The sequence below is a fragment of the Autumnicola lenta genome (assembly GCF_031846515.1).
GTDB classification, from domain to species: Bacteria; Bacteroidota; Bacteroidia; order Flavobacteriales; family Flavobacteriaceae; genus Autumnicola; species Autumnicola lenta.
In genome coordinates, this window is sequence record NZ_JAVRHO010000010.1 from 1 (window position 1) to 20,365 (window position 20,365).

General features: G+C 38.7%; 24 protein-coding genes. 15 read left to right on the forward strand and 9 right to left on the reverse strand.

The genetic code is table 11. The annotated features are described in order from the left end of the window. Window positions 1-208 precede the first annotated feature (208 nt). Window positions 209-1,375: a PQQ-dependent sugar dehydrogenase gene (locus RM545_RS08300; RefSeq protein ID WP_311494856.1), complete on the forward strand. Its 1,167-nt coding sequence runs from the start codon at window positions 209-211 to the stop codon at window positions 1,373-1,375. A 110-nt stretch (window positions 1,376-1,485) separates the two neighbouring features. Beyond that, window positions 1,486-2,229, forward strand: coding sequence for a TerC family protein (locus tag RM545_RS08305; RefSeq protein ID WP_311494857.1), 744 nt, complete (start codon window positions 1,486-1,488; stop codon window positions 2,227-2,229). 74 nt (window positions 2,230-2,303) lie between these two features. On the opposite strand, the gene RM545_RS08310 is transcribed toward RM545_RS08305, so the two are convergent. The 5 genes from RM545_RS08310 to gntA are packed head-to-tail and all read right to left on the reverse strand — an operon-like array spanning window position 2,304 to window position 5,752. Continuing rightward, window positions 2,304-2,885 (reverse strand): urea carboxylase-associated family protein, encoded by a 582-nt coding sequence (locus RM545_RS08310; RefSeq protein ID WP_311494858.1) that lies wholly within the window; start codon window positions 2,883-2,885, stop codon window positions 2,304-2,306. After that, window positions 2,878-3,813 carry a non-homologous end-joining DNA ligase gene (gene ligD / locus RM545_RS08315; protein WP_311494859.1) on the reverse strand — a complete coding sequence of 312 codons (936 nt, stop codon included), beginning with the start codon at window positions 3,811-3,813 and terminating at the stop codon, window positions 2,878-2,880. Before ligD ends, RM545_RS08310 begins: the two co-directional genes overlap by 8 nt. Continuing rightward, complete coding sequence (locus RM545_RS08320) at window positions 3,806-4,417, reverse strand: DNA polymerase ligase N-terminal domain-containing protein (RefSeq protein ID WP_311494860.1); 612 nt, start codon at window positions 4,415-4,417, stop codon at window positions 3,806-3,808. The genes ligD and RM545_RS08320 overlap by 8 nt, the downstream gene beginning before the upstream one ends. Window positions 4,418-4,428: 11 nt before the next feature. Further along, window positions 4,429-5,049: an FMN-binding negative transcriptional regulator gene (locus RM545_RS08325; RefSeq protein WP_311494861.1), complete on the reverse strand. Its 621-nt coding sequence runs from the start codon at window positions 5,047-5,049 to the stop codon at window positions 4,429-4,431. Further along, a complete protein-coding gene (gntA, locus tag RM545_RS08330) occupies window positions 5,033-5,752 on the reverse strand; it encodes a guanitoxin biosynthesis heme-dependent pre-guanitoxin N-hydroxylase GntA (RefSeq protein WP_311494862.1) in 720 nt (239 codons plus the stop codon). The genes RM545_RS08325 and gntA overlap by 17 nt, the downstream gene beginning before the upstream one ends. Window positions 5,753-6,152: 400 nt before the next feature. Here gntA and RM545_RS08335 point away from each other — a divergent pair, with 400 nt between their 5' ends. Beyond that, entirely contained in the window at window positions 6,153-6,494 is a 342-nt protein-coding gene (locus RM545_RS08335) for a hypothetical protein (RefSeq protein WP_311494863.1), read from the forward strand. A gap of 66 nt (window positions 6,495-6,560) precedes the next feature. Here RM545_RS08335 and RM545_RS08340 read toward each other — a convergent pair whose 3' ends face one another. From RM545_RS08340 to RM545_RS08350, 3 genes are read right to left on the reverse strand one after another with little or no spacing between them, the layout of a single operon-like run. Next, window positions 6,561-6,824: a SemiSWEET family sugar transporter gene (locus tag RM545_RS08340; protein WP_311494864.1), complete on the reverse strand. Its 264-nt coding sequence runs from the start codon at window positions 6,822-6,824 to the stop codon at window positions 6,561-6,563. 1 nt (window position 6,825) lies between these two features. Continuing rightward, a complete protein-coding gene (locus RM545_RS08345; RefSeq protein WP_311494865.1) occupies window positions 6,826-7,350 on the reverse strand; it encodes a DUF421 domain-containing protein in 525 nt (174 codons plus the stop codon). Window positions 7,351-7,386: 36 nt separating this feature from the next. Continuing rightward, window positions 7,387-8,235: an SDR family oxidoreductase gene (locus tag RM545_RS08350; protein ID WP_311494866.1), complete on the reverse strand. Its 849-nt coding sequence runs from the start codon at window positions 8,233-8,235 to the stop codon at window positions 7,387-7,389. 317 nt (window positions 8,236-8,552) lie between these two features. Between RM545_RS08350 and RM545_RS08355 the strand changes: the two genes are divergently transcribed. Beyond that, complete coding sequence (locus RM545_RS08355) at window positions 8,553-9,239, forward strand: glycerophosphodiester phosphodiesterase (RefSeq protein WP_311494867.1); 687 nt, start codon at window positions 8,553-8,555, stop codon at window positions 9,237-9,239. A 240-nt stretch (window positions 9,240-9,479) separates the two neighbouring features. Continuing rightward, window positions 9,480-10,688 (forward strand): BaiN/RdsA family NAD(P)/FAD-dependent oxidoreductase, encoded by a 1,209-nt coding sequence (locus RM545_RS08360; RefSeq protein ID WP_432264580.1) that lies wholly within the window; start codon window positions 9,480-9,482, stop codon window positions 10,686-10,688. Here RM545_RS08360 and RM545_RS08365 read toward each other — a convergent pair. Then, window positions 10,685-11,167, reverse strand: a complete 483-nt coding sequence (locus tag RM545_RS08365; protein WP_311494868.1) for a TspO/MBR family protein — start codon at window positions 11,165-11,167, stop codon at window positions 10,685-10,687. The two genes, RM545_RS08360 and RM545_RS08365, sit on opposite strands and share 4 nt — an antisense overlap. Window positions 11,168-11,260: 93 nt before the next feature. Between RM545_RS08365 and mvaD the strand changes: the two genes are divergently transcribed. From mvaD to RM545_RS08415, 10 genes are all read left to right on the forward strand, one after another. Continuing rightward, entirely contained in the window at window positions 11,261-12,343 is a 1,083-nt protein-coding gene (mvaD, locus tag RM545_RS08370) for a diphosphomevalonate decarboxylase (RefSeq protein WP_311494869.1), read from the forward strand. Further along, window positions 12,343-12,576: a DUF4160 domain-containing protein gene (locus RM545_RS08375; protein ID WP_311494870.1), complete on the forward strand. Its 234-nt coding sequence runs from the start codon at window positions 12,343-12,345 to the stop codon at window positions 12,574-12,576. The genes mvaD and RM545_RS08375 overlap by 1 nt, the downstream gene beginning before the upstream one ends. Then, window positions 12,573-12,836 (forward strand): DUF2442 domain-containing protein, encoded by a 264-nt coding sequence (locus RM545_RS08380; protein ID WP_311494871.1) that lies wholly within the window; start codon window positions 12,573-12,575, stop codon window positions 12,834-12,836. The genes RM545_RS08375 and RM545_RS08380 overlap by 4 nt, the downstream gene beginning before the upstream one ends. After that, window positions 12,833-13,771 carry a mevalonate kinase family protein gene (locus RM545_RS08385; RefSeq protein WP_311494872.1) on the forward strand — a complete coding sequence of 313 codons (939 nt, stop codon included), beginning with the start codon at window positions 12,833-12,835 and terminating at the stop codon, window positions 13,769-13,771. Before RM545_RS08380 ends, RM545_RS08385 begins: the two co-directional genes overlap by 4 nt. A gap of 12 nt (window positions 13,772-13,783) precedes the next feature. Continuing rightward, window positions 13,784-14,689, forward strand: a complete 906-nt coding sequence (locus RM545_RS08390) for a geranylgeranylglycerol-phosphate geranylgeranyltransferase (protein ID WP_311494873.1) — start codon at window positions 13,784-13,786, stop codon at window positions 14,687-14,689. A gap of 101 nt (window positions 14,690-14,790) precedes the next feature. Beyond that, complete coding sequence (locus RM545_RS08395; RefSeq protein ID WP_311494874.1) at window positions 14,791-15,642, forward strand: pseudouridine synthase; 852 nt, start codon at window positions 14,791-14,793, stop codon at window positions 15,640-15,642. Window positions 15,643-16,303: 661 nt separating this feature from the next. Further along, window positions 16,304-17,707 (forward strand): arginine decarboxylase, encoded by a 1,404-nt coding sequence (locus RM545_RS08400; RefSeq protein ID WP_311494875.1) that lies wholly within the window; start codon window positions 16,304-16,306, stop codon window positions 17,705-17,707. A 60-nt stretch (window positions 17,708-17,767) separates the two neighbouring features. Next, a complete protein-coding gene (speB, locus tag RM545_RS08405; RefSeq protein ID WP_311494876.1) occupies window positions 17,768-18,643 on the forward strand; it encodes an agmatinase in 876 nt (291 codons plus the stop codon). Beyond that, the gene (locus RM545_RS08410) at window positions 18,636-19,607 is read left to right on the forward strand and encodes a deoxyhypusine synthase family protein (protein WP_311494877.1); all 972 of its coding nucleotides are present in this window, start codon (window positions 18,636-18,638) and stop codon (window positions 19,605-19,607) included. The genes speB and RM545_RS08410 overlap by 8 nt, the downstream gene beginning before the upstream one ends. A gap of 108 nt (window positions 19,608-19,715) precedes the next feature. Then, window positions 19,716-20,312 carry a hypothetical protein gene (locus tag RM545_RS08415; protein ID WP_311494878.1) on the forward strand — a complete coding sequence of 199 codons (597 nt, stop codon included), beginning with the start codon at window positions 19,716-19,718 and terminating at the stop codon, window positions 20,310-20,312. Window positions 20,313-20,365: the final 53 nt, after the last annotated feature.

Genomic DNA, 20,365 nt, shown 5'->3' on the forward strand with positions numbered 1-20,365 from the left:
TGGGATTTTTTTATTTTCCAAAAATGTTTCTAAGAATTCCATTTTAACTTTACTGAGATTTTCCGAAAATTTATAATTAAAGTCTTACTCTCACACCTACTTAGTAATTTTTCCATTTATCATAATTTACAATCTCCTTAACCATGCATTAACGCTATTTAGGAGGAGGAAGCTTTAACTTCATGCTTTAATTTCAAATAGAAAATTAATGAGAAAGCTCTTTTTATTGATTGCGATCATATGCACACCTTCTTTTTGTGCACAAGAAAAAGAAGGCGTAATTTCAGAAGAAAAAGTAGGGCATATATATAAACCTGAAGAGACAGAAGCTACAGAATCTAAAGTCAATTCTCTCTCCAAACCCGAAGGTTTTAAAGTAACGAAATTTGCAGAAAGTTTAGGTGAGCCCAGAATGATGGCGGTTAGTGAAGCTGGCAATGTCTACGTTACGCGAAGGGAAGGTGATGTGGTAATGCTTAAGGACAATAATAAAGATGGTAAAGCAGATGCCCGGGAAATAGTAGTGACTAAAGAAGGGGCGCATGGAATTGCAATAAAGGATAATATGTTTTACCTCATTACTGTAAATGATATTTTTAAAGCTGAAATAAATAATGATGGTTCTATTGGAGAACTCAAGAAGTTTGTGGAAAACCTGCCTGATGGCGGGCAGCACCCTAACCGTACAATCCGCTTTAAACCAAATGAAGATTTATTTGTTTCTGTTGGAAGTACCTGCAATGCCTGCCCGGAGACCCGGGAAGAAAACGCCACAATGCTGCGTGTAGATTCTGAAACCGGTGAAAGGGTGATTTTTGCAAAAGGACTTCGGAATACTATAGGCTTCGACTGGCATCCTGAAAGTGGTGAGCTTTACGGAATGGATCATGGGATAGACTGGCTGGGCGATGATGATCAGAAAGAAGAATTAAATAAAATTGAAGAGGGTGGGAATTATGGTTGGCCATATGTTTATGCTGATGGTGAAGCCAATAAGGCAGATGAGCCACCAAACAATATGTCATGGGAAGAATATGCCGAAAAAACAAAATTTCCACAAATGCTGTTTACGGCACACAGCGCACCAATGGATTTGATTTTCTACAGAGGAGAAATGTTTCCTTCAGAATTCAGGAACAAAGCTCTGGTAACTTTTCACGGCTCATGGAACCGTAAACCGGCTTCGGGATATAAATTAATGACCGTTGATTTTGAAAATGGAGAGCCGTCACAGTCTGAAGACTTTATTACCGGCTTCTTAAGCGAAGATGGTACTTCCAGGTTTGGCCGTCCTGTTGGGCTGGTGGAGCTGCACGATGGTTCGGTTTTATTTTCTGATGACCAAAATGGGATTATCTATAGGATCTCTTATTAACATTAAGATTTTTTGCAGGCAGCTATATAAAATTGAGCCAAAGGAGTTTGTTTATAAGTTGCTTTTGCTCAATTTTGTTTCTATTTAAAATTTTAGGTGCTCACTTATTTATGGAAATTTTTTTACAGCCTGATACCTGGATTGCGTTGGTAACACTTACATTCCTGGAAATTGTTCTTGGGATAGATAATATAATTTTTATTTCGCTGGTGGCAGGAAGATTGCCCGAAGACCAGCAGAAAAAGGCCAGGCTGGGAGGTTTATCCCTCGCACTTATCACACGTATTCTTCTCTTGTTAAGCATTACCTGGATTATTGGATTAACAGAGCCTGTACTGAGTATGGGAGGCTTTGACCTCAGCTGGAGGGATATCATTCTCATTGCCGGAGGGATCTTCCTGTTGGTGAAAAGTACACTGGAGATTCATCATAAAGTAGAAGGTCAGGAGGAAGGAGAGCATACGGTTAAAAAAGTGTCTTCCTTTTCTTCAGCAATCGTACAAATTGTACTTCTGGATCTGGTATTTTCTTTTGATTCCATTCTTACCGCAGTAGGTCTTACCGAGGAAATTATTCTGATGGTAATTGCCGTGGTAATTGCCATAATTGTTATGATGATATTTGCCAAACCTGTGGGTGAATTTGTGAATAATCATCCTACAATCCAGATACTCGCATTATCGTTCTTAATCCTGATTGGCGTAATGCTTATCGTGGAAGGAGCGCATTATCACGTGCCTAAAGGATATATCTACTTTGCAGTTTTCTTCTCACTCACGATAGAAATGTTAAACATGAGATACAGAAAGAAGAATACTGCAGACGAAAAAGCCGCGAAATCAAGGAAAAGTTAAGAGCTGCAAATTTTCCAAGCAGCATTCTAAGGAGGACATTGAAAATTGACAATTATTGGCTTTTACACTAAAAACTAATCGGTCACCTCGTAATGTATAGGTTTAAAGCTTCCGTTATTGCTGTCTTCTGCAGAACAGGCAGTAAGAGCTACAATAAGATCCATTTGCGCTTCAAATAATACAAAATCCCCTGCTTTGCTCAAGGGAGGATCTACACTAAGTTTACCTTTTTCATCAAATTGCACGTTCATGAAAATATTAAAAGCAGTAGGGATATCATCTGGCGCTATATCAAATTTCTTGAGGTTGGTGTAGAGGTTTTCGAAGCAGCTGGGATGATATTCTGGATTGTTATACATGATTTTAAAAGTTTCAGGGCTGCAGGGAGCCAGTAAAAAGTCATTTCTGCCGTTGGTATCTTCCAGGATCTCCATCATTTTGCGGCTGCGGTTACTCCAAAGAAAATTTCCGCGGGAAATGAGGATACTTTCTTCAAAATCTAGGGTTTTTCCGCTGGAAATCTTTTCACGCTTATCTTCGGCATTAAATAATACCATATCGCTCACCTGCTGGCCCTCGGGATCTGTAACTTTTAGTCGCTGTCCTTTTTTTATACGGAAAGCTGCGCCGGTTTGCTTCTCAATTATATTAGTCATTGGTTTTTTTATTTTTTTCTTTCAGCATGATGCTGAAGGTTTCTTTTGCTGATTTAAGTGTAGTTGCTTTTTTGGCAATTTTCGACCATGGGTCTTCTTTCCTGGCCAGTCTTTTAAAGATATTCTTTAAATTATATTTTTGAGCAGAATCCAAAGAATTAAGTTCGTCCCAGTCTATGGGAGTCGCAATGGGAGCGCCTTGTAATGGCCGCACCGCATAGGGAGCAACTGTGGTTTGCCCAATGCCATTTCGTGCCACATCCAGGAACAACTTGTCATCACGTTTGTTCTTTCTTGTTGCAGTAGTATAATCTTCAGGAAATTCATTTTCCAGGTACTCCGCAATTTCCTGGGCAAAGTTTCTTACATCCTCAAAATTTTCTTCAGACTTCAGCGGAACAACAAGATGCAATCCGCGGGAGCCGGTGGTCATCAAGAAGACAGGTAAGTCTAATTGCTCCTGGAGAAATTTCCTGATCTGTTTTGCTGCGGATTTTACTTCTGAAAAGTCGTTCCGGGAGGGATCAAGATCAAAGATCATCCTGTCGGGATAATCGGGTTTAGCTTTTTTGCTCAGCCAGATGTGCGGAGTAATGCAAGCCTGGTTTGCCAGATAAACCAAGGTTGCGGTGTTGTTACAGATCACGTAATTGGTAGTGTCGCCTTCCTGCTTTTCAATTTCTATAGTTTCTATCCAATCCGGAAAATAATCTGGTGCATCTTTTTGAAAAAACTTTTTATCTTCTATGCCATTGGGGAACCTTAACATCGTGACTGGACGATCCTCCAGATGAGGTAATATTACTTCAGAAATTTTCTCATAATAATTTATAAGTTCACCTTTAGTATATCCGGCTTCAGGGAAATATATTTTGTCCCGGCTGCTAATACTAAACTCGTGCTCCCCTTTGTACGTTTCTTCAGCCATTTTTTTCAGAATCTGTCCTGATGTCGTCCATGCTTCTCCCGGTTAGAACCGAATTGTTCTCTGTGCTGGTAGAATTCCTACGGGCATCGGCTTGATCGTCATCAACTTTCTTCAGTAACCAGTTTTCATTTTTACCTTTTTTGATGCGGATAAGGGAATAAGCTCCTCTAAGTTTCTTCCCTTCAAGTATAAATGTAGAGCGGCCTTTCTTCAGCTGCTCTTCCATGGAAATGGAGTTCCCTTCTTTATCTTTTTTCTCATTTTTGTAGGTTCCGGCGTCCCAGACCATTACGGTGCCACCGCCGTATTGATTTTCAGGAATAACACCTTCAAAATCGGCATATTCTAAAGGATGGTCTTCAGTTCTTATGGCAAGGCGTTTATCATCAGGATTGGTGGACGGACCTTTAGGTACAGCCCAGCTTTTCAGAACTCCGCTCACGAGCAACCGGAAATCATAGTGCAAATTTGTAGCATCATGCTTCTGAATGACGAAAATTGGCTTTTTTTCGCCTTCTTCAGAACTTTCACTTCCGAAGGGTTCCGAAGAAATATCAAAATCCCGCTTTTCATGATATTTTTCTAAAAGTCCTTTTTCCGCCATGGTCTCTGTTCTTATGGATTGCTCCTGTTTTCTTTCTCAATATCCTCTTTTAGCTGATTGCTCAAAGGGTTATTTTTTTCCTGCAGGTGGCGGCAAACTGATTTCAAGTCGTCCTGTTCAAAACCCTGGTGTAGTTTTGCAATAGCTTCAATTTTTACAGGCTCGCACCAAAATCCCGTGATTAGCGGTAAATGATCCTGGAGCATCTCTTTCGGAAGATCTTTGTAATAAATGGGATCTTTCTGGTCCTGTTCAAAATGTGCTACCAATTCTTCAAGAGATTGTTCCAGTTCTTCCCGCGTCTGAAGTTTTAGTTTTACATTAACGTGTACGGCAGAATAGTCCCAGGTGCTTATATCTTTTTCTTTATACCAGGAAGAAGAAACATAATCGTGCGCTCCCTGAAATATTAATAGAGCTTCTATTCCGTCCTTTAGATATTTGTACTGCTCATTATTATAAGCGATATGTGCAAAAAGCGTAAGATTTTCTTCATCCCCTTTCATAAGCACGGGGATATGGGTAGCGAGTATCCGCTCTCCATTTAAAACAAAAGTTGCAAAAGGGTGGCTCTTTATAAAGTCATAAATATATTTCTTACTATGTTTCTTGTATTTATCCCGTTGGTACATATTGCTTTTTGCTGTTAAGAAAAGGACATTTCCACTCTTCTCCAACCTTTCTCCCACTATATTGTCTTGCTTCGCTCCTTTCCCCAAAATCCCGAAGCATTGGATTAATACTTCCCTGTAACTCGGTATCTCGTTCCCTGATCTTGTTTCGCACAGTGTGGTACGTTCCCATCTCGCGGAGTTTCTCAAATTGCCAGTGTAGATTAAAAGCTATTGCGGGATATGGACTTTGCCTTGCTTTCCTGGAACTGTTAGGATGCAGCCCAACGATATAAAATGCTCTTCCGCCAATACTAAAACTGAAATTACTGTTTTGAGGATCATCGCTTACATTTTTATCCCATTCCACATCATCGAGTTCATGAAGAGAATCGAGTTGTTTCCAGAGAAGATCTTCAAACTCTTCTTCAGTAAAGGACCTGTTGTCTTCAAAAGCCGCAATAAAAGTAAAAAAGTCATTGGATTCAAAATCGTAATTGGCGATATAGTCCTTCAAATCATTTAGAATTTCCCAGGCTGCTGTTTTTGAACCAAAATGTTTATAGGAATGGAAATCTACATGATCCATACTAAAAACTGTTTGTGCCATCACACAGGGATGATCTTCTGTAACTATAAAATTCTGAAAATCCTTTTCTAATTTTTTTTCGGATTCATTAGAAAAAGACGTTATTTTTTCGGTTTTCTTTTCTTTAGTCAACATTTTATTTATGCTTTTTGCTAAATTTAAATGTTAGGCAGAAGATCGGGAAATTCTTTAAGATTTTCTTAATGCTTATTTATGGAAGATTAACTCGTGCAAAGCTTTGGCGTTAAGATTTTGATGATTACCGTTACTTGGCGGCGAGTGGAAGCTGTGGTTTCGCATCTCTATTCAAGTGCATAACAGCTTTAATTTTGATAATGCGGATGATCTATACCTTTTATGAATCTGAAGTAATGCTCAACTCTACAGAAACACATAACTGTGATGAATAAAACATTTTCAACACTTCTGATAATTTTTTTTCCATTGTTATTATTATCTCAGGAAAAAGACACCGTTTTTATGGAAAAAATCAGAATTTACAGCAGGAGTTCAGGCTGGTGCACCTCATGAAAACTTGAAAAAGTCCATAACATATCTGATAAGGCAGATGGAAAAAGATACTTACGGTGGCACTAAATTTAAATTTACTCATTTCAATCAAAGTAACAAAGCCTATAAAAAATTTGGAGGTGAACCACCTATAATTTTGAGAAATGACAGTGCTTATCTAAATGATAAAAAAGTACTGGATGTCAATTTTTTTAGTAATACGCCCTACATTAAAGTAGCAAAGGCTTTTAAGGATGAGGATAGTAGGGAAGAAGATGTTATGATTTTTGTTGTTGATGTGGATGAGATCGAGAATGACAGTATCGTAATACGCCAGGTATATTTTACAAGGCCGGTAAAGGAATGAAGTTAAAGATATCCGTTTTAAAAATTTTCATGTTTCCTGTCTCTTGCTTCTTGTCTCAGTTCAAATCTATTTCTTTTTCCTGTACCGAATCATCAGGTAGAGCATAAAAGAATTCAAAGCAAGCGAGGCGCCGTTAGTTACAATTATCGGCAAATCATTTTGAGTGATTCCGTAAATTACCCATAGACCAACGCCAAGCATTAACGTGGCGAACATTCCAGGAGAAACATCTTCAACTTCTTTCGTCTTCCAGGCCTTGCGAATCTGCGGAACCACAGAAGCCGTGGTGCAAATCCCTGCTACTATTCCCAAAACATCTGTCCACTCCAAATTATTTTCGCTTTACGTCCTTAATAAGCCAATCTTCAAAAACTTCATTTTCGTCTTCGCTGTGCAATACCGAAATGTCTCCGGTAGTTTCGAAAATTACTGCCCGCACCTGTGATAAATTCAGCACATTTGCTTCTCTCAGTTTTGATCGTAAATCCCCTTCGGTAACACGGGCTTTTTTCAAATTTCCCTGAAGAATTTTCTGTCCATCCATTAATAGCAACGGCGAATTATCCACATGGTCGCTTACAATTTTAAACCTCCGTAGATAGGCAACGCTAATCTGTAAAGCGTAAATAGCAGCCATACCTACGATGCCCTCTATTAAGGTAACCGAGGGGCTTAAAAGCGTCGAAGCTATAATGGAACCCACGGCTACAGTCATTGCAAAATCGAAACTGGACATTTTTGAAAAGCTTCGTTTTCCGACTATGCGAGTAAATAAAATTACAGCCACATAAATGCCAATCCCCGTTAAACAAATTGCTACCAGTGCTTCCCAGGAGCTGCCAAACCATTTTTCCATCCGTTTAAATTTCTATCAAGGTACAACAAAGAAAAATTATCCTCCAATTTGCTCACCTCCATTAATGTGAATCACCTGTCCCGTCATATAGCTGCTGTCTTCTGAAGCCAAAAACACATAAGCCGGCGCAACTTCTGAAGGTTGACCGGCCCTGCCCATCGGCACCTTTTTTCCGAAGTCTTTCACATCATCGAAGGTTGACGGAATTAGCGGAGTCCAGATTGGTCCCGGCGCAACAGCATTCACCCGTATTTTTTTATCCACAAGCATTTTTGAAAGCGATCTGGTAAAAGTAGTAATTGCTCCCTTGGTACTGGAATAATCCAGCAGGTGTTTGCTGCCGCGGTAAGAAGTCACAGAGGTGGTATTTATAACACAGCTGTTCTCTTTAAGATGTTTAACCGCTTCTTTTGCAATAAAAAAGTAGGGGTAAATATTGGTTTCAAAAGTTTCCTTCATCTGTGCTGTAGAAACATCTTCTATGTTGCTCTTCGGGAATTGCACTGCGGCATTGTTTACCAGTATATCCAATTTTTTAAATTCTGAAATGCACTTTTGCAGTGCTTTTTTACAGAAGGCTTCATCTTTTAGATCACCTTCAATGATTAAACATTTTTGTCCCTCGTCTTCCACCATTTTTTTGGTTTTTTGTGCGTCCTCATCTTCTGCGAGGTAAACAATTGCAACATCGGCACCTTCCCGGGCAAAATGGACCGCAACACTACGCCCAATTCCGCTGTCACCACCGGTAATAAAAGCAATTTTTCCTTTCAGTTTTTCACTTCCTTTATAATTATCCCTTATTATTTTAGGTTCAGGATGCATTTTGTGTTCTTCGCCCGGCTGGGATTGATCCTGTTCGGGGAAATTTTTTGATTGTGTCATATCTTTATTTTTTATTTCTCTAAATAAGTTTTTGTCTCCCTGAGCTTGTCGAAGGGGCAGACAAAAATATTTCGACTGTGTTTGATACAACCGTTTTTTATGTTGTGTTTTCTTAATAGTTCACCTCCTTCAGGTGCATCCTGATATTTGCCAATTTTCGACCTCCCCTTAAACTCTTACCAAGACCGGATTCTAAAATTAAGAAGTGTTGCACCAAAAAAAATGTTAAGCGGTACTAAGTCTTTTTTAAAACCCTTGTTCAGGATTCAGGAGCTTCAGTTTACACGATTTAGAAGCTAATTGAATACCTTTGCGGTATGGAGTCAACGTTAAAAATCGGGCATCGCGGTGCAAAAGGCCATTTAGCCGAAAATACTTTGGAAAGTATCCGGGTAGCGCTGGATTTTGGAGTGGATATGATTGAAATTGATGTGCATAAATGCGCTTCTGGAGAAATTCTGGTAATTCACGATTTCACGCTGGACCGCACTACCAACGGCAGTGGAGAAATTGCCAGTAAAGACTGGGAAATGCTGAAAGAGTTGAAAGTTGGTGGAGCTTACAAAATCCCGTTGCTTACTGAAGTGCTGGATCTAATTGAAGGTAAATGTGCGATAAATATTGAATTGAAAGGTTCAAACACGGCCAAAGCTACCTGTAAGGTTGTTCAGGATTATGTTGAAAACCGGAACTGGAAGTATTCGGACTTTATAGTATCCAGTTTCCAGGTAAATGAGCTTTTTAAAGCCAGGAAATTCAGCAAAAAAATTCCGATTGGGGTTTTAAGTAAAGCGAGTGTTTCTGAAGCTATAAAAAGGGGAAAAGACCTGGAGGCAGTCGCAATACATCCTTCTATAGGAATTGTGACGAAAGATAATGTGCAGCAAACCAAAGAGGCGGGTTTTAAAGTGATTGTCTGGACGGTAAACGAACCCGATGCTATTGCGAGAATGAAGGAATTTGGCGTAAGCGGAATTATTTCTGATTATCCTGATAGGCTTTAGTTTGAAGTGGAGAGTGGAGAGTGGAGAGTGGAGAGTGAATAGTTTGAAAATGAAAGAGAAAAGAGGAAAGATTTCGGGAGAATGTGGACAACTTTTTTGATTATGATTTGTGAACCTATCGCGAGCACCCGAAATTCTGATAACTGATAACTGATAACTGATAACTGATAACTGATAACTGATAACTGATAACTGATAACTGATAACTGATAACTGATAACTGATAACTGATAACTGATAATGCAGTATGATATTTTAATAATTGGAGGAGGGGCCGCGGGTTTTTTTGCGGCTATAAATGCTGCAGAGATGGATCCCGGGGCGAAAATTGCCATTTTGGAACGTGGGAAAGAAGTACTTTCTAAAGTACGGATTTCCGGCGGTGGCCGTTGCAATGTTACCCACGCCGAATTTCTTCCGAAGGAGCTGGTAAAAAATTATCCGCGGGGAGAAAAGGAACTGCGGGGTCCTTTTCATCAGTTTATGACCGGGGATACCATCGCCTGGTTCGAAGAACGAAATATTGAGCTTAAAATAGAGGAAGACGGGAGGATGTTTCCGGTTTCAGATACTTCAGAAACGATTATCAACTGTTTTTTATCAGAAGCGGAGGGGCTCAAGATTCAGGTTCGTAAAAGTGAAGCTGTAAAAACGCTGCACTGGAAAGATTCGCACTGGGAGGTCGGCACCCAAAAAAGCACATTATCGGCCTCTAAAATTTTAATTGCCACAGGGAGTAATCCTAAAATCTGGAAACTTCTGGAAAAACTTGGCCATAGTATTTCCGCGGCGGTTCCGTCGCTTTTCACCTTCAATATAAAAGACAATCGAATTGCGGATCTTCCTGGCATCTCCACTCATGCCGAAGTTAAAGTGCAGGGAGAAAAACTTCAGGATGAAGGCCCGGTTTTGATTACCCACTGGGGATTAAGCGGACCCGCAATTTTACGATTATCGGCCTGGGGTGCACGCGAGCTTCATGACCTGGATTACAATTTTAATGTTGAGGTAAACTGGTTACCGGGATTTTCTTCCGAAGAAATTCTGGAGCAATTGAAGGTCCTTAAATTCGAATTGGCTAAGCAACAGGTGTTCAAAAAGGCACAATTTGAACTTCCAAAGCGATTGTGGCAAAATCTGGTAACTGCATCTAAAATTGAAGGTAATATCACGTGGGCAGATCTTAATAAAGATGAGCTCCTTCGACTTGCGCAGCAGCTCACCGCAGCTGTTTTTCAGGTAAATGGCAAAAGTACTTTTAAAGAGGAATTTGTAACTGCCGGCGGGATCGACCTTAAAGAAGTAAATTTTAAAACTTTTGAGAGCAGGATTCAAAATAACCTGTTTTTTGCAGGCGAAGTTTTAAATATTGATGCGGTTACAGGAGGGTTTAATTTTCAGAACGCGTGGACGGGCGGTTATCTTGCTGCCAAAGCGATGACTTCTTAAAGATAATTAAGACGCCAGATTTCAAAATTTATTATTGCTGTAAATAAGACCCATACCGCGTATGGAACCAGTAGGTAGGCTGCGCGATCGCTTATAATTTTAAACCACTTTATGGTGATAATTAAAAGGATAAAAAGTGCAATAATGTCCAGCAAAGCCCAGAAAGGCCTGTGCAGCCCGAAGAATAAAATCGACCAGAAGGCATTCAGCAATAATTGAAATCCAAAATGATAAAGTGCAACTTTTACCCATTTATGGTAGAAGCCTTTATGCCATACAATCCCTGCAGCAATGCCCATAATGGGGTACATAAGTAACCAGACAGGGCCAAAAATCCATTCCGGCAAATTAAAAAGTGGCTTGTCCAGCTGCGGGTACCAATCTGTATAACCGGTTTGCATCGCCAGCGAAGCTATAAACCCGAAAAGCAGGCAAATACCTACGGATATAGAACTTCGTATAATTAAATTGCGGCTCATTTGGATTGGTTTGCCTACTAAAATAGAAATTTATTTGATTTTCTTCTTCATCCCTGGCTAACATAAAACATTATATTTGTTAAAATTTTCAAGATGACGGAAAAGGATTTTATTCCGAAAAGATATTCAGAAAGCATGGAGCATGGAAGCGTTTCGTGGGAAGCTCCAAGTAACATTGCATTGGTGAAGTACTGGGGTAAAAAGGAGCATCAAATTCCCGCAAATCCATCGGTAAGTTTTACGCTGAAGAATTGCAGGACAATTACCAGGCTTGATTTTTCTAAAAAAGAAAATCAGTCCGACTTTGATTTTGAGATTTATTTTGAAGGAAATAAAAAGGAAGATTTTAAACCGAAAATAAAGACTTTCTTTGAAAGGATAGTGCAATACGTTCCTTTTTTGAAAGAGTACAAATTCGAAATTCATTCAGAAAATACCTTTCCTCACAGTAGTGGCATCGCTTCTTCGGCCAGCGGAATGAGCGCGCTGGCGCTTTGCGTTATGAGCCTCGAGAAAAAACTCAATCCGGAAATGAGAGAAGGCTTTTTCAGAAAAAAGGCTTCATTTTTGGCAAGGTTGGGATCGGGGAGTGCCTGCAGGAGTATTGAGGGCGATTTGGTGGTTTGGGGTAAGCATCAGGAAACCCGGGGGAGCAGTGATTTGTTCGGAATAAAATATCCTGATGAGGTTCACGAAAACTTTAAAAATTATCAGGACACCATTCTGTTGGTTGATAAGGGTACAAAGGAAGTGAGTAGTAGTGTAGGGCATAATCTAATGCACAATCATCCTTTTGCTGAAGCCAGATTTGCGCAGGCTCATGAGAACCTTGCCAAACTGAAGCCGGTTTTTGCTGAAGGTGATCTTGAAAAGTTTATTGAAATTGTGGAAAACGAAGCACTTACGTTACATTCTATGATGATGAGTAGCCGCCCTTATTTTATCCTTATGAAACCAAATACGCTGGAGATTATCAACAAGATTTGGAGCTTCAGAAAAAGGACAGAATTGCCCGTTTGTTTTACGCTGGATGCCGGTGCAAACGTACATGTGCTCTATCCTGAAAAAGATAAAGTAAAAGTTTTAGAATTCATTAAGAATGAGTTGGTTGCGTATTGTGAAAATGGGCACTATATTTGCGATTCGGTAGGGGACGGAGCTTTGAAGCTGAAGTGATGCCTACAGTTCTAAGACAAAACGGATTCAGGTTTTTCTTTTACTCTAATGAGCATTTGCCAAAACATGTGCATGTTGAAGGTAAAGGAGGAGAGGTGAAAATTGAATTAGAATCATTAACTTTAATTAATGCTTTTAATCTGAAAAAGAAGGACGTAAGAATTATATTGCAGATTGTAAATGAACAAAGGTTTTTCTTTTTAAAGAAATGGGATGAATTTTATGAGCAATGAATAAAGTTTTAGATTCAAATATAAAAATCAATAAAGTTTTCTTTAGGGAAGAAAAAGTTTTCTTTGTTTTGGAAGACGGTAGAGAAATTGGCACTCCGCTTAGCTGGTATCCCAAACTTGATAATGCTACGGAGGCCGAACGATTAGATTTCTCGATATCCCCCGCAGGTTACGGGGTACATTGGGAGGCTCTTGATGAAGACCTTTCGGCTTATGGAATGCTTTATTACGGGGAAGAATCAAATACACAACTTAAATGAAAGGACCTTTATTTTATTCGAAAATTTTACTCTTTGGGGAGTACGGGATCATCAAAGATTCCAAGGGTTTGTCTATTCCCTATAATTTTTATAATGGGGCCTTAAAAGTTTCTGAAGATCCTTCTGAAGCAGCTAAGAAATCTAACAACAATTTAAAGAATTTTGCCGGCTATTTAAAAACGCTGGAGGAGAAGCTTCCTGAACTTGTTCATTTTGATCTAGATAGTCTAAATGCAGATATAGAAAAAGGAATGTACTTTGATTCCAGTATTCCGCAGGGTTACGGAGTTGGTAGTAGCGGCGCCCTTGTTGCCGCGATCTATGATAAGTATGCGACAGATAAAATTACCGTTCTTGAAAATTTAACCCGCGATAAGCTTTTAAAACTAAAGAAGATTTTTGGCGAAATGGAATCCTTTTTTCACGGAAAATCTTCAGGACTGGATCCTTTAAATTCTTACTTGAGTATTCCTATTCTAATTAATTCAAAGGATAACATCGAGCCGGCAGGAATTCCTTCTCAAACCGAAAAAGGAACAGGTGCCGTTTTCTTATTGGATAGTGGTATTACAGGTGAGACCGGACCTATGGTGAGTATTTTTATGGAAAACATGAAGCAGGAGCCTTTCAGGAAAATGCTAAAAAATCAGTTTGTAAAGCATACAGATGCTTGTGTAGAAGATTTCTTAAAGGGCGATGTGAAATCACTTTTCACGAATGTTAAAAGTCTTTCTAACGTTGTTCTGGATAACTTCAAGCCAATGATTCCGGCTAAGTTTCACAAAATCTGGAAACGCGGAATTGATACTAACGATTATTATCTCAAACTTTGTGGTTCTGGGGGCGGCGGTTATATTCTCGGTTTTACAGAAGACATAGAAAAAGCTAAAAAGGCTTTAAAAGGTTATAATTTAGAAGTGGTTTATAACTTCTAAAACTTCAGTTACATGGCGGCCTTAATGAACAAACGCTTTTTATTGAAGCTACTAAGTTTGTTCTCGGTAGTACGCGGTTATAACATCCTAATTGTTATAATTGCTCAGTATCTTACTTCAGCATTTATTCTTGCACCAGAGCTTCCTTTGCGGGATATACTTTTTGATGATAACTTGTTCTTTTTGATCCTTTCGACAGCAACCGTTATTGCTTCAGGTTATATCATTAATAATTTTTATGACAGTGAAAAGGATCTTATAAACCGGCCAAAAAAGACAATGTTAGATCGCGTTGTGAGTCAGCGTACAAAGCTTTCGGTTTATTTTATTCTTAATTTTGCGGCAATTTTTTTTGCCAGTTATGTCTCTTTCCGGGCAGTGGTTTTCTTCTCACTTTATATTTTCGTGATTTGGTTCTATTCCCACCGTCTCAAGAAGATTCTATTTGTGGGAAACCTGGTAGCTTCCATTCTTTCTATTACTCCATTTTTCGCCATTTTCATCTATTACAAAAATTTTGAAACTGTCATTTTTATTCACGCTACTTTTCTTTATTTAATGATTGTAATGCGGGAATTGGTTAAAGACCTGGAAAATATGCCGGGTGATATGGCTCAGAATTATCGTACTATTCCTCTGGTGTATGGTGAAAAATGGAGCAAATTTTTCCTGGCAATCCTTACTTTTCTCGCCCTTATTCCCATTCTGCTTTTAACCACCACGTTCGAAACGGGCTATATGGATTATTATTTCTATGTCTCTTTCTTTTTTTTAACCCTGTTTTTGTTGATTCTCTACTTCAGCAAAGCGAAATGGCAATATCTGCTACTGCATAATATTCTTAAACTCATAATTGTGGTCGGTGTTTTCAGTATTCTTCTAATAGATATGGATGAGGTTCTTAACAGGGTCTTTTAAAAATTTCTTCGGAAGAGATTCAGAAAACTTTACATTAAAAACTTTTAGGAATAACTTAGTTAACTCACAATCTAACCAGTATCTTTGCAAAAAATATCAGTATGAGCAGGAACGACAAATCTTCAGGAGGAAAAATCAGTGGAAGACAAGGTGGTGGCGAACGTAAGAAATCATATTCCAGGGGAAATGCTCCCGTTAAAAAAAGTGCAGACGCGAAAGAAAAGTCAAAATCTTCTTCAGCTTCTGATGGAATCCGTCTGAATAAATACATCGCTAATGCTGGAGTCTGCTCAAGACGTGATGCTGATATTTATATTTCTTCCGGAAATGTGACGGTAAATGGTAAAACCGTAACAGAAATGGGTTATAAGGTTCAGCTGAATGATGATGTGAAGTTTGACGGCCGCAGTTTAAACCCTGAAAAACCTGAATACTTTCTACTGAATAAACCAAAAGGCTTTTTTACTACCGGAAGCGTGGTAAAGGGAGGCCGTACCGTAATGGATATTATGGGTAAAGCTTCTAAATCCAAACTGGATCCTGTAGGAAAACTGGATACGCAGGCCATGGGACTTTTGTTATTCACCAACGACGGCACATTGGCTAAAAGCCTTGCAAAACCAAAGAACGGAATCAGGCAGATATATCATTTAGAACTAAATAAAGTTCTTAGCCAGGAAGACCTGGAGAAAATAAGAGAAGGTGTTTTTGTAGATAAGACCAGACTTACTGTGCAGGATGTGAGTTATGTCACCGACAGGCCCAAGAATGAAGTTGGCCTCGAAATTAAAAGTATAAAGCCACATATTGTTCAGAAGTTATTTAAAACCCTTGGCTACGAAATTGTGAAAATGGACAGGGTGGTATACGGCGGACTTACAAAAAAGGATCTGCCAAGAGGACACTATCGTTCCCTTACACAGCAGGAATTAATCAACCTGAAAAACCTTTAAAGGAACTTCTGTAGGACGAAAATTGGCATTTTTGCTGTATCATTATAAATTTTGAATTTTAAATTCTAAATTGTTTAAAATCAAAAAAGTGTTGACCCTCTAAATCTTAAGTTTTCACTCATGAGAAGTTCCGGTTGGAAGGTTAAGATTGCGTTTCTCTCTAATATTGATTAGAAGCATCTAATTTTTAGGTTTAAAATGGTAATCCAACCGATAATTGCCGTTTTTAAGGTGTCATTCAAATTTTAAAATTCAGAATTTAGAATAATTTTCCAGTTCTTCAGGATTGTTTATATCCTCAAAACATAACAAGCCGATAATTGCCATTTTTCAGTCATGGCTCTGGATATTGCTACGGAAAATTATTATAATGATTAGCGGTAAAAATTTCTCTCTTATAATAAATTACTTTTTATACATTTGCATCAGTTTTATTTCAACAAAAAAGCTAAAACTACTGATGACCAATATTTTAAAGGGTTGAATAAGATTTTTTTTCATCCCGAAAAAATACATTCCACGTATTGCAGCCGGTTTCCCGCAGAGCGGAAAGCTATGACTGCTGTTCCCTCAGTTTTTCTTAACAATAATTTATAAATCAAATTTCCTGATAGTATAAATTAATACCTAATTTCTCTTTTTTTAAAATTAAATCAAACCATTGAATACTAAATATAGCGATCTCATAGACCAAACCTATTATTTCCCGCAAGAGGAATTCAAATTAGAAGAAAATAGCCTTCATTTTCACGATATTAACCTGATGGAACTTGTAGAAAAGTATGGTGCTCCTTTAAAGTTCACTTATTTACCCAAGATTTCTGAAAATATAAGTCGTGCGAAAGGCTGGTTTAAAGGAGCGATAGAAAAACACGACTATAAAGGAAAATACAATTATTGCTATTGTACTAAAAGCTCCCATTTTGAGCATGTTTTAAATGAAGCGCTTAAGAATGATATCCACATCGAGACCTCTTCGGCCTTTGATATTAATATAGTGGAGAATCTGAAGGCTTCCGGAAAAATCACCGATGACACTTACGTGATCTGTAATGGATTTAAGAGAGATCAGTACATTTCAAATATTTCGGAATTAATTAATGGCGGCCATAAGAACTGCATCCCGATAATTGACAATTATGAAGAAATAGATCTTCTGTCAGAAAATATAAATGGTGATTTTGAAGTGGGAATAAGAATCGCTTCAGAAGAAGAGCCTAAATTTGAATTTTATACCTCCCGTCTTGGGATTGGATATAAAAATATTGTTCCGTTTTATAATCAGAAAATTAAGGACAACGACGAAGTGAACCTTAAAATGCTTCACTTTTTCATAAACACCGGGATTCGGGATACGGCATATTACTGGAATGAACTTAATAAATGTTTAAAAGTTTATACCAGCCTTAAAAAGGTATGCCCAAGTCTGGACAGCCTCAATATTGGGGGCGGATTTCCTATAAAAAACTCTCTGGCATTTGATTATGATTACGCCTATATGGTAGATGAAATTATCAACCAGATAAAACTTGCCTGTGAAGAGGCAGATGTGGATGTGCCGCATATTTTTACAGAATTCGGAAGTTTTACTGTAGGCGAAAGTGGAGGTGCGATTTATGAAATTTTATACCAGAAACAACAGAATGACCGTGAAAAATGGAATATGATAAATTCTTCATTTATCACCACACTTCCGGATACCTGGGCTATTAGTAAGAAATTTGTGATGCTTGCCGTTAATCGCTGGAACGAAGAATACGAACGCGTTCTTCTTGGCGGATTAACCTGCGACAGTGACGATTATTACAATTCAGAACAGAATACCAACGCGATTTACCTTCCGAAGTTCAGGAGGGACAAACCGCTTTACATCGGATTTTTTAACACAGGCGCTTATCAGGAAACTATCGGCGGCTTTGGAGGCTTGCAACACTGTCTTATTCCGCAGCCAAAACATATCCTTATAGATAGAGATGAAAATGGCGCACTTACCACCGAAGTTTTCAGCAAACAACAAAATGTAGAAGATATGCTGAATATATTGGGTTATGCGTCAGGCAATTGAATTTAAAATTTATAACTTAGTTCTCATAAAATTTCAGTTTAAAACAATCAACAATTAACGATGAGCAAAAAGAATTACGCAGGCATACCAGATAAATATGCTCGTATAGACGACGCAAAAGTGGTATTAATTCCTGTTCCTTATGATGGGACCAGTACCTGGCAAAAAGGAGCAGATAAAGGTCCTGATGCATTTTTGGAAGCTTCAGAAAACATGGAGCTTTATGATATTGAAACCCGAAGTGAGGTGTACAAGAAAGGAGTTTACCTTGCTCCACCGGTGACAGAAGATTCTTCTCCCGAGAAAATGGTTGAGGCGGTTTACAAAACCACTAAAAATTACATTAAACAGGACAAATTTGTCACTCTTTTTGGAGGGGAGCATTCCATTTCTATAGGGTCTATTCGTGCTTTTAGTGAATCTTTTGAAGAGTTAACCGTTGTGCAGTTTGATGCTCATGCAGATCTGCGACCGGAGTACGAAGGGTCTAAATGCAACCATGCCTGTGCTGTTCACGAGGCCAGTAAAAATACAAACCTTGTGCAGATAGGAATCCGTTCTATGGATATTTCTGAAACTGACCACATGGATGAGAATCAGGTTTATTTTGCTCATGATTTATATGAAGACTGGCAGGAGGATGCTATTGGACAAATGACGCCAAACGTTTTTATCACAATAGATTTGGATGCTTTCGATCCATCTATTCTCCCTTCTACGGGAACTCCCGAGCCGGGAGGATTGTTTTGGTATGAAACGCTGGAATTCCTGAAAACCATGTTCAAAAAGAAAAATGTTGTAGGCTTTGATATTGTAGAGCTAAACCCGAATAAAAGTGATAAATCTTCAGATTTCCTTGCGGCCAAACTTTACTATAAAATGTTGAGCTACAAATTTAAATATGCAAATTTTAACGAAGAAGACGAAGATGAGTAAAGGAGCAATCTCCCAATTTATAGAAAAATATTATTTACACTTTAATTCTGCAGCGCTTGTAGATGCTGCCAAAGATTACGAAAAGCAGCTTGAAAGCGGCTCCAAAATGCTGATTTCATTGGCAGGAGCAATGAGTACGGCAGAGCTGGGTAAGATTTTTGCTGAAATGATCCGTCAGGACAAGGTGCAAATCGTGTCCTGTACGGGAGCCAACCTGGAAGAAGATGTGATGAACCTTGTGGCACATTCACATTACAAAAGAGTGCCTAATTACAGGGATCTCACGCCAAAAGAGGAGTGGGAGTTGTTGGAAAAAGGTTTAAATCGGGTAACCGATACTTGTATTCCTGAAGAGGAAGCTTTTAGAAGAATTCAGCAGCATATTGTAAAAATATGGAAAGATGCAGAAGAAAAGGGAGAACGTTATTTTCCGCATGAATTTGTGTATAAACTCGTACTTTCCGGAGTTTTGGAAGAGTATTACGAAATAGACCTGAAGGATTCCTGGATATATGCAGCTGCAGAGAAAAACCTGCCAATGGTTGTTCCCGGTTGGGAAGATAGTACGCTAGGCAATATCTTCGCTTCCTATTGCTTAAAAGGAGAATTAAAGCCGTCCACCATGAAATCGGGCATTGAGTATATGACATTCCTTGCAGACTGGTATACCGATAATTCCAAAGACGGAATCGGATTTTTCCAGATTGGTGGCGGTATTGCGGGAGATTTCCCAATTTGTGTGGTGCCAATGCTTTACCAGGACATGGAAAGAACAGATACGCCGTTCTGGAGCTATTTCTGCCAGATCTCAGATTCTACTACCAGTTATGGATCGTATTCCGGTGCGGTGCCTAACGAGAAAATTACCTGGGGTAAACTGGACATTAATACCCCAAAACATATTATTGAAAGTGATGCAACCATTGTGGCGCCACTGATTTTTGCGTATCTGCTGGATATGTAAATTTGCTTTTAAAATAAAACCAGGGGTCTAAAAGGTAAAATATCGTCCTGCTGATAAGATTTCGGCCAGGTGAAAATACCTTTTAGACCTTTTCATATTTTTGTTTAGATGAAGAAATTGTTGTGGTATGGCTGCATAACAGCCTTACTTGCTCTCACCTCATGCCATGTTCCTTCCTATACTTTTGACCCACGTTTCACACGGGCTGCTATAAAATTTGAAGAAGGCAAATACCTGTTGAATAACATAAAGGCTCCGGAAAGCATCAGGCAAAAACTTGAAGAAATGGTTACTGAAGAAATCTCGCAATATCTTCAGAAGGATATCACTTTGGTTAGAAATGCGGGAGGAGTTTTTATTCCTTTTACCATTCCGGAGAATCCCGATGCAGCATTTCTTGAAAGCTTAAAGACAGGAATATCTGGATACGACTATCTGATTAACGTCAGGACAGGAATTTTAAGTGATGATATAGAAGATATAGAGGTGGGCAATATTCAAAATTCCGAAGAGAACCTGGTGAGTGTTTCTTTGGAAATATTTGATTTAAAGTCCGCTCAAAGTATTTACTTTCAGAAGGTTTCCGGATATCTCTCTGCCCGGGATGACAGTAAAGACTTCTCTTTTGCTAAAAGTTCAAAAAGCATGGTCGTAAAATGCCTGAAGAAAATCCTGAAGAGGATTGAGAAAAATCAAATTCCTTAGACCTGCAGCCTACACAATACTCTCTCTATTAACAGAGATTTATCAAAAAACAA